This window comes from Mycetohabitans sp. B3, assembly GCF_021498065.1.
GTDB lineage: Bacteria > Pseudomonadota > Gammaproteobacteria > Burkholderiales > Burkholderiaceae > Mycetohabitans.
Window position 1 is genome coordinate 129,036 of the sequence record NZ_JAHLKN010000039.1, and the last position, 14,048, is coordinate 143,083.

At 62.9% G+C, this 14,048-nt stretch carries 13 protein-coding genes; 5 read left to right on the plus strand and 8 right to left on the minus strand.

The window, feature by feature from the left end; translation table 11 throughout:
- The first annotated feature begins 107 nt into the window (after positions 1–107).
- Positions 108–1,682: a S41 family peptidase gene (locus KQH55_RS12890; protein ID WP_076786009.1), complete on the plus strand. Its 1,575-nt coding sequence runs from the start codon at positions 108–110 to the stop codon at positions 1,680–1,682.
- A gap of 101 nt (positions 1,683–1,783) precedes the next feature.
- Positions 1,784–2,557 carry a molybdopterin-synthase adenylyltransferase MoeB gene (locus tag KQH55_RS12895; protein ID WP_076796412.1) on the plus strand — a complete coding sequence of 258 codons (774 nt, stop codon included), beginning with the start codon at positions 1,784–1,786 and terminating at the stop codon, positions 2,555–2,557.
- Positions 2,558–2,569: 12 nt separating this feature from the next.
- Here the strand turns inward: KQH55_RS12895 and ptsP are convergent, their stop codons facing one another.
- From ptsP to KQH55_RS12930, 7 genes are all read right to left on the minus strand, one after another.
- Entirely contained in the window at positions 2,570–4,315 is a 1,746-nt protein-coding gene (gene ptsP / locus KQH55_RS12900) for a phosphoenolpyruvate--protein phosphotransferase (protein WP_076797285.1), read from the minus strand.
- Between the two features lie 248 nt (positions 4,316–4,563).
- Entirely contained in the window at positions 4,564–4,833 is a 270-nt protein-coding gene (locus KQH55_RS12905; RefSeq protein WP_076787634.1) for an HPr family phosphocarrier protein, read from the minus strand.
- Positions 4,834–4,909: 76 nt separating this feature from the next.
- On the minus strand, positions 4,910–5,428 hold the full coding sequence (locus KQH55_RS12910) for a PTS sugar transporter subunit IIA (RefSeq protein WP_076797286.1): 519 nt from the start codon (positions 5,426–5,428) through the stop codon (positions 4,910–4,912).
- Positions 5,429–5,499: 71 nt separating this feature from the next.
- Positions 5,500–6,450 (minus strand): glutathione synthase, encoded by a 951-nt coding sequence (gene gshB, locus KQH55_RS12915; protein WP_076796414.1) that lies wholly within the window; start codon positions 6,448–6,450, stop codon positions 5,500–5,502.
- A 72-nt stretch (positions 6,451–6,522) separates the two neighbouring features.
- Positions 6,523–7,812: a glutamate--cysteine ligase gene (gshA, locus tag KQH55_RS12920; RefSeq protein WP_076786006.1), complete on the minus strand. Its 1,290-nt coding sequence runs from the start codon at positions 7,810–7,812 to the stop codon at positions 6,523–6,525.
- Positions 7,813–8,167: 355 nt separating this feature from the next.
- A complete protein-coding gene (locus tag KQH55_RS12925) occupies positions 8,168–9,670 on the minus strand; it encodes an ammonium transporter (protein ID WP_076796417.1) in 1,503 nt (500 codons plus the stop codon).
- A gap of 71 nt (positions 9,671–9,741) precedes the next feature.
- Positions 9,742–10,080: a P-II family nitrogen regulator gene (locus tag KQH55_RS12930; RefSeq protein ID WP_076786004.1), complete on the minus strand. Its 339-nt coding sequence runs from the start codon at positions 10,078–10,080 to the stop codon at positions 9,742–9,744.
- A gap of 395 nt (positions 10,081–10,475) precedes the next feature.
- Here KQH55_RS12930 and KQH55_RS12935 point away from each other — a divergent pair, with 395 nt between their 5' ends.
- Together KQH55_RS12935 and KQH55_RS12940 are read left to right on the plus strand one after the other, a co-directional pair.
- Positions 10,476–10,733 (plus strand): accessory factor UbiK family protein, encoded by a 258-nt coding sequence (locus KQH55_RS12935; protein WP_076786003.1) that lies wholly within the window; start codon positions 10,476–10,478, stop codon positions 10,731–10,733.
- A gap of 54 nt (positions 10,734–10,787) precedes the next feature.
- Positions 10,788–12,320 (plus strand): YifB family Mg chelatase-like AAA ATPase, encoded by a 1,533-nt coding sequence (locus KQH55_RS12940; RefSeq protein WP_235091289.1) that lies wholly within the window; start codon positions 10,788–10,790, stop codon positions 12,318–12,320.
- A 433-nt stretch (positions 12,321–12,753) separates the two neighbouring features.
- Here the strand turns inward: KQH55_RS12940 and KQH55_RS12945 are convergent, their stop codons facing one another.
- Positions 12,754–13,275, minus strand: coding sequence for a hypothetical protein (locus KQH55_RS12945; RefSeq protein ID WP_083703715.1), 522 nt, complete (start codon positions 13,273–13,275; stop codon positions 12,754–12,756).
- A 225-nt stretch (positions 13,276–13,500) separates the two neighbouring features.
- On the opposite strand from KQH55_RS12945, the gene KQH55_RS12950 reads away from it, so the two are divergent.
- Positions 13,501–14,016, plus strand: a complete 516-nt coding sequence (locus KQH55_RS12950) for a TlpA disulfide reductase family protein (protein ID WP_076797287.1) — start codon at positions 13,501–13,503, stop codon at positions 14,014–14,016.
- Positions 14,017–14,048 lie beyond the last annotated feature (32 nt).

The window sequence follows — 14,048 nt, forward strand, 5'->3', positions numbered from 1 at the left end:
GAACCGTGCCGCCAGTGGCCTGTCCAACGGCGGTTATACTTGCTCTCCGATGAGCGCCCGCCGGGCGCTGCCGCGCGTCATAACACGCCACCGCAACTGTTTACTTTATGCGCAAGACTCTGAAGAACGCAGGTCTGATCGCCGCCGGCCTCGCGACCGGCATGTTCGCCACGCTCCAATTTTCGGCGTCCGCCGCGACCAGCACAACCGCGCCACTGCCGCTAGATCAGTTGCGGCTGTTCGCCGAGGTATTCGGCCAAATTAAGCACGAGTACGTCGAGCCAGTCGATGACAAGAAGCTGTTGACCGCGGCGATCAAAGGCATGGTGTCAAGCCTGGATCCGCACTCATCGTACCTGGACAAGACTGATTATCAGGAATTACAGGAACAGACCAAGGGGCGCTTCGCGGGGCTGGGCATCGAAATCTCGCAGGAGGACGGCCTGGTGAAGGTCATCTCGCCGATCGAGGATACGCCGGCGTTTCGCGCCGGCATCCGCCCGGGCGACCTGATTACGCGGGTCAACGACAAGCCGGTGCGCGGCATGACGCTGGACCGGGCGGTTAAGCAGATGCGCGGCGAGCCGGGTACGAAGGTCACGTTGACCATCTATCGCAAGAGCGACGAGCGCACGTTCCCGATCACCGTCACTCGCGCGGTGATCAAAGTCCAGAGCGTGAAGACAAAGATTGTGCAACCGGGCTATGCGTGGGTGCGAATTACAAGCTTCCAAGAGCGCACCGTGCCGGACCTGGCGGCTAAGCTCACTGATATCGCACACCAGCAACCGCAGCTCAAGGGCCTGATCCTGGACTTGCGCAACAACGGTGGTGGCCTGCTGCAAAGCGCGGTCGGCGTGGCCGGCGTATTTCTGCCGCCGGATTCGGTGGTCGTGTCGACCAATGGCCAAATCGCCGATGCCAAGCAAACCTATCGCGACACGTTCGACAACTATCGGTTGTCGACCTTCGACAGCGACCCGCTAAAGAACCTGCCCGCGATTTACAAGACGGTGCCGATGGTGGTGCTGGTCAACGCGTACTCGGCGTCGGCCTCCGAAATTGTCTCCGGCGCACTGCAGGACCAGCATCGCGCGCTGATCATGGGCAAGACCACGTTCGGCAAGGGGTCGGTGCAGACGGTGCGCCCAATGACCGCCGACACTGCACTGCGCCTGACGACCGCGTACTACTATACGCCGAGCGGCCGTTCGATCCAGAATAAGGGTATTCGTCCCGACATCCCGGTCGACCAGTTCGCGGACGGCGATCCGGACGATGCCCTGGTCACGCGCGAGGTCGATTATTCGAATCACCTGGCCAACACGCAGGACCCGAACGAGAAGGCCGAGCAGGAAAAGCGCGAGCAGAACCGGCTCGACCAATTGCGTCAGCTTGAGGAGCAGAATTCGAAGAAGACGCAGGAACAGCGCGAGAAGGAACGCAGCCGTCCACCGATCGAGTTCGGTAGCAGCGATGACTTCATGCTGCAGCAGGCGATGCACCAGCTCAAGGGCGAACCGGTGCAAGTCTCCAAGTCGCTGACCGAGCGCAAGATGGCCGAGAATAAGCCGCCCCGCTCCGCGTCCGCGCCGATCGCGGTGAAGCCCGCGCTACCTGCGGTGCCGAGTACTGACCATGTCCCGGCATTGGCGCCCGCCGGCGCGTCCGCGCCACGCTAGACACCAGGCGCGCGTTGTCGGCCGACATCGCACACGCCGGCGGCGGCGTGTCGGCGGTGATGTTGCCGACACGCCGCGCATGAACTCCGACGAATGCTGCAATGAACGACGACCAACTGCTGCGCTATTCGCGCCACATCCTACTCGACGAAATCGGTATTGAGGCACAGCAGCGCTTTCTGGACGCGCACGTGTTGGTTATCGGGGCCGGCGGCCTCGGTTCGCCGGCTGCGATGTACCTCGGTGCAGCGGGCGTTGGCACGCTGACGCTGGTCGATGCCGACACCGTCGATCTGACCAACCTGCAACGACAGATTCTGCATTCGAGCGACACCATCGGACAGGCCAAGGTCGCCTCGGGACGTGCAACGCTCACCCGCATCAATCCCGACGTACGCGTGAACGCGATCCGCGCGCGCGCGGACGATGCACTGCTGCAGCAATGGGTGCTGCACGCCGACGTCGTGCTCGATTGCAGCGACAATTTCGCGACCCGTCATGCGGTGAATCGCGCATGCGTCCGGCATCGCGTGCCGCTGGTATCCGGCGCGGCGTTGCGCTTTGACGGGCAGATCAGTACGTTCGATGCGCGCGATCCGACTTCACCCTGCTATGCGTGCGTGTTCGCGCCAGACCAGCCGTTCGATGAAGTCGCATGCTCGACGATGGGCGTGTTCTCCCCGTTGGTGGGCATCATCGGCGCGATGCAAGCGGCCGAAGCGCTGCGCGTGATCGCCGGGATCGGGCGTACGCTGGTCGGACGGCTGATGATGCTCGACGCGATGACGATGGACTGGCAGACGATGCGTATCGGCCGCCAGGCCGATTGCCTGGTGTGTGGCGTGCCGCATCGCGGCGCTGACACCGCGCCGTAGCACGCCGCCGCGTTACGCTTGCAGCAACCGGTCGAGCGCTGCCTGGATTTCTTCCGGCTCGTATGACGCCAGGACGTCCTCGACCGGCTTTTCCAGACTTTTCAATTGCGCGCGCAGCACCTCCTGCTTGACCAGCAACAACTGGCTCGGATGCATCGAGAACTCGGTCAGCCCCATCCCGAGCAGCAGCCGCGTCAGCGCCGGATCGCCGGCCATTTCCCCGCACACCGACACCGGCACGCCGGCTCGCCTGGTTTCGCGCAGTGTCATGCCGATCAGTTGCAGTACCGCGGGATGCAGCGGGTCATATAAATGCGCGACCGCATTGTCCGCGCGATCAATCGCCAATGTGTATTGAATCAGGTCGTTGGTGCCGATCGACAGGAAGTCGAGGCGCTTCAGAAACAGAGGCAGCGCGATCACGGCAGCCGGGATCTCGATCATCGCGCCGACCCGCACGTTCGGATCGTATGCTAGGCCCGCATCGTCGAGCTGGTGCTTGGCCTGCGCGATCAAGTCCAGCGTCTGGTCGATCTCGCACGCATGGGCGAGCATCGGCACGAGAATCTTCACGGCCCCAAACGCCGAGGCACGCAGGATGGCCCGCAACTGCGTGAGAAACATCTGCGGCTCAGACAGGCTCCAGCGGATCGCACGCAAACCAAGCGCCGGGTTGGGCGCTGTCTCGAATTCGTCGCGCGAATCGAGCGGTTTGTCGGCGCCAACGTCGATTGTGCGGATCGTCACCGGCAAGCCGTTCATCGTCTGCACGACGCGTCGATACGCATCGAATTGCTGTTCCTCTTCCGGCAACTCGCCACGCGGGTTCATGAACAGAAATTCGGTGCGGAACAGCCCGACGCCGACTGCGCCGGCGTCCAGCGCGGCGCGTGCATCGTCCGGCAGCTCGATATTTGCCAGCAGATCGATCTTTGTGCCGCATACGGTCTGCGTCGGCGAAAACTTCAGCCGCTGCAGCTTGCGTTGCTCAAGCAGCTTTTCGCTTTGTCGGTATGTATACTCCTCCAGCACGATCGGCGCCGGGTCGACGATCACCACGCCACGCTCGCCATCGACGATGATCATGTCGTCCTGCCGAATCAGCGAGCTTGCGTGCTGCATGCCCACCGCCGCCGGGATGCCCAGGCTGCGCGCGACGATTGCAGTATGCGACGTGCGCCCGCCCAGGTCCGTGACAAACCCGCGAAACGTCTGCGTCTTGAATTGCAGCATGTCGGCCGGTGCAATATCGTGCGCGACCACAATCATCTCATCGATGCCGCACCGCGCGCCGTTGGCCATCACGGCGGTCGCCGGTGATCCGGCCAACGCCTTAAGCACGCGCTCGACGACCTGCTCCAGGTCTGCCTTGCGCTCGCGCAGGTACTCGTCGTCGATGTCGTCAAAGTGCTTGGCCAGGCGCTCCAGCTGCTCGGTGAGCGCCCATTCGGCGTTGTAGCGCCGCACGCGGATCAGTTCGATTACCGCCTCGACCAGCATCTCGTCGTGCAGGATCAGTGTGTGGACGTTGAGGAACGCGCCCATCTCGCTGGGCGCATCCGCCGGCAGCTCGGCTCGCAACGTATCGAGTTCGTCGTGGACAGCCTGCTGCGCCGCGACGAAGCGGGCCACCTCGGCCTCGACATGGTCGGGCTCGACTAAATAATGGGCAACGTCCAGCGCGGCAGGCGCAATCAGGTACGCGCGGCCGATCGCGATGCCTCGAGATACAGGGATTCCATGCAGCGTGAACGACACGCGCACCTCCTCTAGTTGTGTTTGGGCAATTGGGGGCATCGGACGCGCGTGGTCAACCAACCCGCGCTGGGCGCCATCATGTCTGCCCGGCCAATGTCTGACGCAGCCTCAGACCGTCACGCCCATTATAGGTTCTGCCCTGTTTGGCCGCAGCCCGCGATGCAGTATCGGGCAATGCGCCGCGATGTCGCAGTAGGGATCGCGGCACGCGTTGACACTACCTGGCCGCCAGCACCGATTGTTTGGCGTTACTGACCTTCGCCGAACTTGTCCGCGATCAGCGCGAGGATCGCATCCATCGCCGCCTGCTCGTCGGGACCCTCGGTCTCGATGGTGATCGTGCTGCCGATACCTGCCGCGAGCATCATGACCCCCATGATGCTCTTTGCGTTAATCCGTCGGCCGTTGCGCGCCATCCAGATCTCGCACCGAAAGCTGCCAGCGAGTTGCGTCAGCTTGGCCGATGCCCGTGCATGGAGCCCTAATTTATTAACGATCGTTGCTTCTTTTTGAATCATGTTCTGGTTGGGATTGAAACGATGGAAAGCCTGCATCGGGCGCACGCAGGCTCGATGCGGCACGCGCGCCTGCCGCTCAGCCCGTCGGGCCGCACGGCATACTCGTCGCGGGATCCGCGGGCAGATCGGCGCTGCACGGCGGCAACGCAGTCCCGTGGGCCGCCGACGCCATTTCGGCGCACGGCAGGCACGCCGCTGTGGCAGGCGTGCCCGGCACGACGCCGTGGATGCCCTTGGCTCCGCCTTGCAGTGCCTTGTCCGCCAACGTGTCGATCGGCAGCGTCCGATAGCACACCGCACGCACCAACATCGGCAGATTGGCACCCGCCACCACCCGCACGTGCGGCAATGCCGCCAATTGCGCCGCAATGTTGGCCGGTGTCGCCCCGAACATATCAGTCAATACCAGTGCACCATTGTGCTCGGTCACCTGCTGTAGCTGCGCGTGCGCGCCGGCCAGCGCCGCGACCGGATCGCAGTCCGGTGTCACGTCCAGCACGCCGATGCGCGGTGGCAAACTGCCGTAGAAATGCGCGACACAATCACGCAACGCCGATGCCAGTGGCACGTGGGCAATGATCAAGATGCCAGCCATGTCAGCCTGCGTCAAAATCGCCATGAACTTCAATAGTTTATCAGGCTGGCGCAGATCGTCTCGGTCCCGTGTCAGCCAACCGCGCGCTCTAGCGCGTCGACGAACATCGACGCGACATTGAACCCCGTTTGCTCGGTGATCTCGCGAAAACATGTCGGGCTCGTCACGTTGACCTCCGTGAGCCAATCGCCGATCACATCCAAGCCCACTAGCAGCAGGCCGCGCTCGGCCAGCACCGGGCCGAGCGCGGCGGCAATCTCGCGGTCACGCGGCGCCAGCGGCTGCGCGCAGCCTACCCCACCAGCGGCCAGGTTGCCGCGGATCTCGGTGCCCTGCGGGATCCGCGCCAGCGAATAAGGTACCGGCTCCCCGCCAATCAGCAGGATCCGCTTGTCGCCGTCCTTAATCTGCGGGATATACCGCTGCGCCATCACGGTGCGCGCGCCATGGTCGCTGAGCATCTCGATTGTCGAGCCCAGGTTCATGCCGTCCTCGCGTATCCGGAACACGCCCGTGCCACCCATGCCATCCAATGGCTTGAAGATCACGTCGCGGTGCTCGCCGTGGAATGCCCGCAGCCGTGCCGCGTCGCGCGTGACTAGTGTGGGCGCGGTGAACCGCGCGAACTCGCCGATCGCCATCTTCTCGGAGTGGTCGCGGATCGCTCGCGGCTTGTTGAAAATGCGCGCGCCGTGCTGCTCGGCGATCTCCAACAGCCAGGTCGATGTCACATACTCCATGTCGAACGGCGGGTCCTTGCGCATCAACACCGCACCGAATGTGCCCAGGCCGCGATTCTCCGGGAGTTCCGCGTCGTACCACTGACCCGGGTTCGTGTGATCGCCAACAATCGAGAAACGCCGTACCGTGGCCTCGACGCCGCCGCCCGCATACGCGAGGTGCCGCGGCTCACACGCATAAAGCGCATGGCCGCGGCGCGCGGCCTCCGTCATCATCGCGTACGTCGTGTCCTTATAGATCTTGAACTGCGACAACGGGTCGGCAATAAAGAGAATGTCCATTGGGTCGTTCCGGCGCAAAGCGGCTATCCAGCGTGCATTATCGCGCAGTGGAAGCCCGCGTGCGCCAGCGGGTCACACCAGGATCGCCTCGGGATCGGTCTTCTCCAATTCGACCGATGCAGCTAGCAATGCCAGGCGAGCAACAACACCGTACATATAGAAGCGATTGGGCGGCGCGGCACCGGGCTTGGCGTGCACGTCCGGCAGCGCCGTATGCTCAAAGGCCAGCGGCACGAAGTGCATGCCCGGCGCGTTCAGGTTCTGATTCGGCGCACGACCCGCATGGACGCGGTAGAAGCCGCCGACCACGTAGCGATCGATCATATAGACGACCGGCTCGGCCACCGCCTCGTTCACGTGCTCGAACGTCTGCACGCCTTCCTGGACAATGACGTCGTGCACCTGCAGCCCTTCCTTGACGACCGCCATCCGGTTGCGCTCGCGCTTGTTCAACCCGGCAAGCTCCGATGCGTCGTGCACGGTCAGCAAGCCCATCCCATAGGTGCCAGCATCGGCCTTGATCACCACGTACGGCCGATCCTTGATCCCGTACTCGCGGTACTTCTTCGCTACCTTTTTCAGCACCGCGTCGACCGCGTCGGCCAGCGCCTCGTCATGCAAGCGCTCGGTGAAATCGATGTCCGACACGCGAGTGAAGTATGGATTAAGCATCCACGGGTCGACGCCAATGAACTTGGAGAACTTCTTAGCCACCTCATCGTAGCAGCCGAAGTGGTTCGATTTGCGCCGCACCGCCCATCCGGCATGCAGCGGCGGCAGCAGAAACTGCTCGTGCAGGTTCTCCAGCACAGGCGGGACCCCAGCCGACAAGTCGTTGTTCAACAAGATCGAGCAGGGATCGAAGTTCTTCAGCCCGAGACGGCGTGCCGAGCGCTCCAGCGGCTCGACCACCAGAGCCTGACCGTCAGGCAACGGCAGCGTAACAGGCTCGGTGACGGTTTCGTCCAGCGTGCCCAGCCGCACGTTCAGACCCGCTTGGCGCATAATCGTGACGAGCCGCGCCAGGTTGTCCAGGTAGAACGCGTTGCGCGTATGGCGCTCCGGGATCAGCAGCAGATTCTTCGCGTCCGGGCAGATCTTCTCGATGGCCGCCATCGCGGCTTGCACGGCGAGTGGCAGCACTTCGAGGGGCAGGTTGTTGAAACCGCCCGGAAACAGGTTCGTATCGACCGGCGCAAGCTTGAAGCCGGCATTGCGCAGGTCCACCGAGCAATAGAACGGTGGCGTGTGCTCCTGCCATTCGAGGCGGAACCAGCGCTCAATCGCGGGCGTGGCGTCCAGAATCCGCCGCTCCAAGTCGAGCAGTGGACCATTGAGCGCGGTGACGAGGTGCGGAACCATAGAAACTCGAGGCTTACAGGCTCAAAAAAGCAATTGTAGAGGGTTGCTTCTTCCAAATGGGGGTGTTTTGCCTCGTTGCAAGGTCCGCGTCAGCATCGCCGCGCACCGCCCCTACCCGCTCTGACGGCAGAGTGGCTACCGCTCGATGCAGTTTAATACCGCTCGACGCCGCTCAAATACTACTCAATACAGCGCCAATACTGCTCGATACGGCTGAAGTTCATGGCTGACGTTCAATGGCGGGAACCGGATATAAAAAACCCGCTTCGCGACGGGTCAAACGCTGTGCCACTTCTCGCTATTGCGCGATTGGCCCGCCACGGCGTGCCTGCTGCCCGCCGGGCACGCCACAGGTTCATTCGACATGCTCGCCGTGAAGCACCACATCCAGTCCCTCACGTTCTTCCTCCTCGGTCACGCGCAGGCCGATGACCGCGTCGATGATCTTAAGCAGGACGAACGACACGAGGCCGCTGTAGATCAGCGTGGTGACCACGCCCTTAAGCTGCAGGATCACGCTGCCGTCGGCGCCGCCGATATCCTTAAGCGCGAACACGCCGGTGAGAACCGCACCAATGATTCCGCCAACGCCGTGTACGCCGAATGCATCGAGCGAATCGTCATAGCCAAGCTTGTTCTTGAGCCATGTCGCCGACAGAAAGCACAGCACGCCGGCCACGATGCCGATGCTCAGCGCGCCCGATACGCCGACGAAGCCGGATGCGGGTGTCACCGCGACCAGACCTGCCACCGCACCGGATGCAATGCCCAACACGGACGGCTTGCCTTTGCCAATCCATTCCGTGAACATCCACGCGAGCGCCGCGGCGGCCGTGGCGACCTGCGTGGTTACCATCGCGAAACCGGCGCGACCGTCGGCGGCGAGCGCCGAGCCCGCGTTGAAGCCAAACCAGCCCACCCACAACATCGCCGTACCGACCAGCGTCAGCACTAGATTGTGCGGCGCCATCGCCTCGCGGCCGTAGCCGACGCGCTTGCCCAACACCAGCGCGCAGACCAACCCGGCAATACCTGCGTTGATATGCACAACCGTGCCGCCGGCAAAGTCAAGGATGCCTGCTGCGGAGAGCCAGCCGGTCGGCTCCCACACCATATGCGCAATCGGCGGGTACACCAAGATCGACCACAGGGCCATGAACACCAGCATCGCCGAAAATTTCATCCGGTCCGCGAACGCACCACAGATCAATGCCGGCGTGATGATCGCAAAAGTCATCTGGTAGGTCATGTAGACTGATTCGGGGATCGTCGGGGCCAGATGACTCACTGTCAGCGTGACGCCCTTGTCACCCTTGACAAAGCTCATGCCCGACAGCAGCACGCGTGAGAACCCGCCGATGAACGCGTTACCGGGCGTGAAGGCCAAGCTGTAGCCGAGCACCACCCAGATGATCGTCACCAGACAGGTGATCGCAAAGCTCTGCATTAGGGTCGCCAGTACGTTTTTCTTGCGCACCATACCGCCGTAGAACAACGCGAGCCCTGGGATCGTCATGAACAGCACGAGTGCCGTGGAGATCAGCATCCATGCGGTGTCGCCAGAGTTGATCTTTGATGCGTCAAGCACCACCGGTGCCGTCGGTACGGCAGGCGCGCTGGCCGCCTGTTCGGCGCTGGCGCCCATGGCTGGCGCAGCACTCGGCGCTTCAGCCTCGGCCGCCACCGGGGTCGGGGCCGGCCCCGCACTGGCGGCATGGGCCGTATCCGTCGCGCTCGACTCGGGCGCGGACGCTGCAACGGCACCCGGCGCGCCGTCGGCCAACGCCGGCGCCGAGAGCCCGATGCCAGCCGCCAACAGCAATACGACTATCAGGAACGTCCTCAAAATCTTACGCATAGTGATTTCTCTTGTTCCTTGCCCTTCATTCGAATTCGTTTGCAGACGCTGCGCGGCCCCGACACTTTGCGTCAAAGCGCGTCGGCACCCGTCTCCCCAGTACGAATGCGGATCACCTGCTCGATCGGCGTGACAAAAATCTTGCCGTCGCCGATCTTGCCGGTACGCGCCGCACACTCGATCACCTCGATCGCCTGCTCGACGACGTCCTCGGCCACGGCGGCCTCGATCTTGACTTTAGGCAGAAAGTCAACGACATACTCGGCGCCGCGATACAGCTCGGTATGCCCCTTTTGGCGACCAAAGCCCTTGACCTCGGTCACCGTCATGCCCGAGACGCCGATCGCCGACAGTGCCTCACGTGCTTCATCCAGCTTGAACGGCTTGATGATTGCGGTAATGAGTTTCATGGAATCCTCTTGGTGGCTGACCTCTTGCGCTGGGGCCACTTAAAGCAATGATCATGCCGTATGCTGCGCCCACGGACTGCAAGTGGTTTGAAAGTGTCAACGTGGTACATCGCGGACACTGCGCCCAGCAGGGCTCGACCGGATGGTCAACGCCGCACTCACCGTGACAACGCGGCGTGTCGGACGTGCTAGAGTCTTTCCATCGGCTGCGCGACCGGGATGGCACGCAGCCAAACCGCCCGCGGTGAGCTGCGCCAAAAACAGGCGTCTGGTCGATTTTGCACCAAAATCGTGCATTTGTGCGACAAAACGCGCCGTGCATCACATCGCGCCGCGATGGCGGCAATCAGAGGTAATGCACAGGCTTTATGCCACTTTTAGATTGAGGAATAGTGATGAAACAGCCAAACGACGTGTTCAACGATTTGCAGACCCGCTTCAGCGAAATGCTGAAAAACTCGCCGGCGAAGGATGTCGAGCGCAACGTCAAGGCGATGCTGTCGCAAGGCTTCTCCAAACTGGACCTGGTCACGCGCGAGGAATTCGACACCCAGGCCCAGGTGCTAGCCCGCACCCGGCTCAGGCTCGAGGAACTGGAGCGGCGTGTGGCCGAGCTCGAGCAGAGGCTGTCCGCGCGCGTGGACAGCGTGTAGGCGCGCAAGCTCCGGGACATTCCGATCGGCGGCGACATGCCGCAAGGAAGAGCCATGTCGCTAGCCGTGGTCCGCAGCCGCGCGCCGTTGCACGCGCTCGCGCCCGAAGTCACTGTCGAAGTCCATTTGGCGAACGGCCTGCCGTCGTTTGCGATCGTCGGGCTGCCTGACCTGGAAGTGCGTGAGAGCCGGGAGCGGGTGCGGGCCGCATTGGCCCATTGCGGTTTCGACGTGCCCGTGCGGCGAATCACCGTCAATCTGGCCCCGGCGGACTTACCGAAGGAATCCGGGCGCTTCGATTTGCCGATCGCACTGGGCATCCTGGCCGCGAGCGGGCAATTGCCGTGCAATGCACTGACCGGCCGCGAATTCGCCGGCGAATTATCGCTCAGCGGCACGCTGCGGCCGGTCCGGGGTGCGTTCGCGATGGCGTGCGGCACCGCGAGACAGGCTGGGCCCGACGCGGCGTACCCGGAACTGTACGTGCCGTTGGACAATGCGGCGGAAGCCGCGCTGGCGCCAGGCGTGGCCGTGTACGGAGCTGCCGACCTGGCCACGCTCGTCGCGCATCTGAAAGGCGAGCCCGAGGCTCGCATCGAGCGCGCGCAGCCGAGCGGCGTCGCCCTACCCGCACAACCCGCACCGGATATGGCCGATGTGATCGGCCAACCTGCCGCGCGCCGGGCGCTGGAGATCGCTGCCGCCGGCTCGCATCACATGTTGATGGTGGGACCGCCCGGCGCCGGCAAGTCGATGCTGGCGCAACGTCTGCCGGGCATACTGCCACCGATGTCGGACGACGACGCGCTGGCCTGTGCAATGCTGCGGTCCGCCAGCGGCCGTGGCTTCACGGCGGCAGACTGGCGGCGCCGTCCGTTTCGCGCGCCGCATCATAGTGCGAGCGCCGCCGCGCTGGTCGGCGGCTACAACCCGCCACGGCCCGGCGAAATCACACTAGCGCACCTGGGCGTACTGTTCCTCGATGAGCTGCCCGAGTTCAGCCGCGCGGTGCTGGAGACCCTTCGCGAGCCGCTCGAAACGGGCAAGATCACGATTTCTCGGGCAGCTGCGCAAACCGACTTTCCCGCCGCATGTCAACTGGTTGCCGCGATGAACCCGTGCCCTTGCGGCTTGCGCGGCGATCCGCTAGGACGGTGCCGATGCACGCCCGATCAGATCGCCCGCTATGTCGGCAGGCTGTCTGGACCACTGCTCGATCGGATCGACATCGTCATCGACGTGCCTTCGCTGTCGGCCGCCGAGCTTGCCCGCCGCACCGGCGCGCGCGGCGAAGCGAGCCGCGTGATCGCGGCGCGTGTGCGGCGCGCGCGCGAACGTCAATTGGCACGCCAGCATAAGGCCAATTGCGCGTTGAATGCTGAGGACCTCAACCGCTGGTGCCCACTCGATCCGCGCAGCGAAGCGTTACTGCAAATCTGCGGCGAGCGCCTGGGGTGGTCGGGGCGTGCCTTCGACAAGGTGCGCCGCGTTGCGCGCACCATCGCCGACCTTGATCTGAGCGATGACGTACTCGCTGTCCACGTCGGCGAGGCGGTGCAATACCGGCGCGCGTCGATCACGGTCTGATCCTGGCCGCGACTCACAACCGCACGCCGGTCGCATGCGAGCACATAGCCCGCCCGGGCGCACCAGCATGTGAGAATTCAGCCCGAAAGCCAACCTTCGGGAGAAAACAACCCTTGACTTATGCACACCTGTTTTGATAGCGGTACCGCTTCTGGGCCGAATCCGGCAGATCTCCGACGGTTTACCGCAACTCCATGAAAATAAAAGAAATGCATGAACTGCCTGACATCACATTACCCCCTCTACACGTGACGTCACAGCGTGCTCCCGAGCCGCGACCCGGGTACTTTTCAACAAAGTTATCCACAGCGTATGTGGACAGCTTTAAAAACCAATAAGAATCGTGTGGTTAGTGTCCATAGCTCATTTGAAAAATGAACATAGGTGCGCAGCGCAACCACAAGGTTGCTCCAGATATTGAAAAAATAGAGCCTCAATCCGCCTTCAACGACGCAAAAAACTGTTCCAACTGCACTGGGTCGAGCTCACGCCTGGACACGACCGCAGCCTGGTACACGTGTCGATCACGCGCAACAAACTGCGCGTGGATCACGCGCTGCTCCTGTGTTTGCATATGGGCTACCGGACCGGCCACATCCATCGCGATGCGCGTTTCACCCCCGGCGTCATGGCTGCCCGGACTCCGGACCACGTACAACATGGGCTGCGCCCCGACGTTGCGCGCCAGACCGTTTTGCAGGTACGTGAGCACTTGTGCACGAAGCGCGGGATCGTCGGCGGGAAGCGTCACGACCCCAACGGCGAACATCGCGTCGCCGACCGTCGCCGTTTGCATTTGCATCTTCAGCGTGTGCCCGGCGATCGTAAGCACTCGCTCGTCAAGCAACGGCTTGGCCGGCAGCATCACCGTATAGTGGCCCTCGTCGTTGCGCACCGTGCGCCAGTCAAATTGTGGCGAACAGGCGACTATCAGCAGAGAAATAACCCATATCATCCAGCATAAACGTCGGTTTAACATTGGACCAGCCCCCGTCGCGCAGCCACGGCTGGAGATCGACGCGGCATAACGCAAAAAAACGACAATTATCGCCGACGCGCCGATCAGGCCACAGCGGGCACGCACGCCTCACGGGTACCGCGAATCAGCGATAGAATGTCGGCTATCGTTGTTATGCTATCCAGCGACGCCACCGGCGTTGTGTCAGCCGAAAATACGCCGATGAGCCAGCCCGCCACTTCCCGCCCATCCCGTTCATGGATCGCAACCGCGCTTGTCGTCATCGCGCTGGCCGTCGGTGCGTATTTCGCTTTTAGTACGCACAAGCAGGCACCCGTAGCGAGCTTCACGCTGCTGTCCGGTCAGAAGCTGACCACCGAGGACCTGAAGGGCAAGGTCTATCTAGTCAGCTTCTGGGCGACCAGTTGCGACACGTGCGTGAAGGAAATGCCGCAGATGGTCGACACGTACAACCGGTTCAAGGGCAAGGGTCTCGAATTCGTTGCCGTCGCGATGCAATACGATCCGCCGATGTACGTGACCAACTATGCGCAAACGCGGCAACTGCCGTTCAAGGTGGCGATGGATGATGGTTCCGCCGCTAAACAGTTTGGCAACGTCCAGTTGACACCGACCACGTTCGTGATCGGCCGCGACGGCCAGATCCTGAAACGTTATGTCGGTCCGCCGCAATTCGCAGAACTCGACCAGTTGCTGGAAAAAGCGCTGGCAGCCTGACGATAGGCCTGCGCAGGCAACCTGGTGGACCG

Excerpts from the sequence above, each read along its gene's own strand:
- KQH55_RS12890 (WP_076786009.1), top strand. The coding sequence starts at position 108 with ATGCGCAAGACTCTGAAGAACGCAGGTCTGATCGCCGCCGGCCTCGCG.
- KQH55_RS12895 (WP_076796412.1), top strand. The coding sequence starts at position 1,784 with ATGAACGACGACCAACTGCTGCGCTATTCGCGCCACATCCTACTCGAC.
- KQH55_RS12905 (WP_076787634.1), bottom strand. The coding sequence starts at position 4,833 with ATGATTCAAAAAGAAGCAACGATCGTTAATAAATTAGGGCTCCATGCA.
- KQH55_RS12910 (WP_076797286.1), bottom strand. The coding sequence starts at position 5,428 with ATGGCTGGCATCTTGATCATTGCCCACGTGCCACTGGCATCGGCGTTG.
- gshB (WP_076796414.1), bottom strand. The coding sequence starts at position 6,450 with ATGGACATTCTCTTTATTGCCGACCCGTTGTCGCAGTTCAAGATCTAT.
- gshA (WP_076786006.1), bottom strand. The coding sequence starts at position 7,812 with ATGGTTCCGCACCTCGTCACCGCGCTCAATGGTCCACTGCTCGACTTG.
- KQH55_RS12925 (WP_076796417.1), bottom strand. The coding sequence starts at position 9,670 with ATGCGTAAGATTTTGAGGACGTTCCTGATAGTCGTATTGCTGTTGGCG.
- KQH55_RS12930 (WP_076786004.1), bottom strand. The coding sequence starts at position 10,080 with ATGAAACTCATTACCGCAATCATCAAGCCGTTCAAGCTGGATGAAGCA.
- KQH55_RS12935 (WP_076786003.1), top strand. The coding sequence starts at position 10,476 with ATGAAACAGCCAAACGACGTGTTCAACGATTTGCAGACCCGCTTCAGC.
- KQH55_RS12940 (WP_235091289.1), top strand. The coding sequence starts at position 10,788 with ATGTCGCTAGCCGTGGTCCGCAGCCGCGCGCCGTTGCACGCGCTCGCG.
- KQH55_RS12945 (WP_083703715.1), bottom strand. The coding sequence starts at position 13,275 with ATGATATGGGTTATTTCTCTGCTGATAGTCGCCTGTTCGCCACAATTT.
- KQH55_RS12950 (WP_076797287.1), top strand. The coding sequence starts at position 13,501 with ATGAGCCAGCCCGCCACTTCCCGCCCATCCCGTTCATGGATCGCAACC.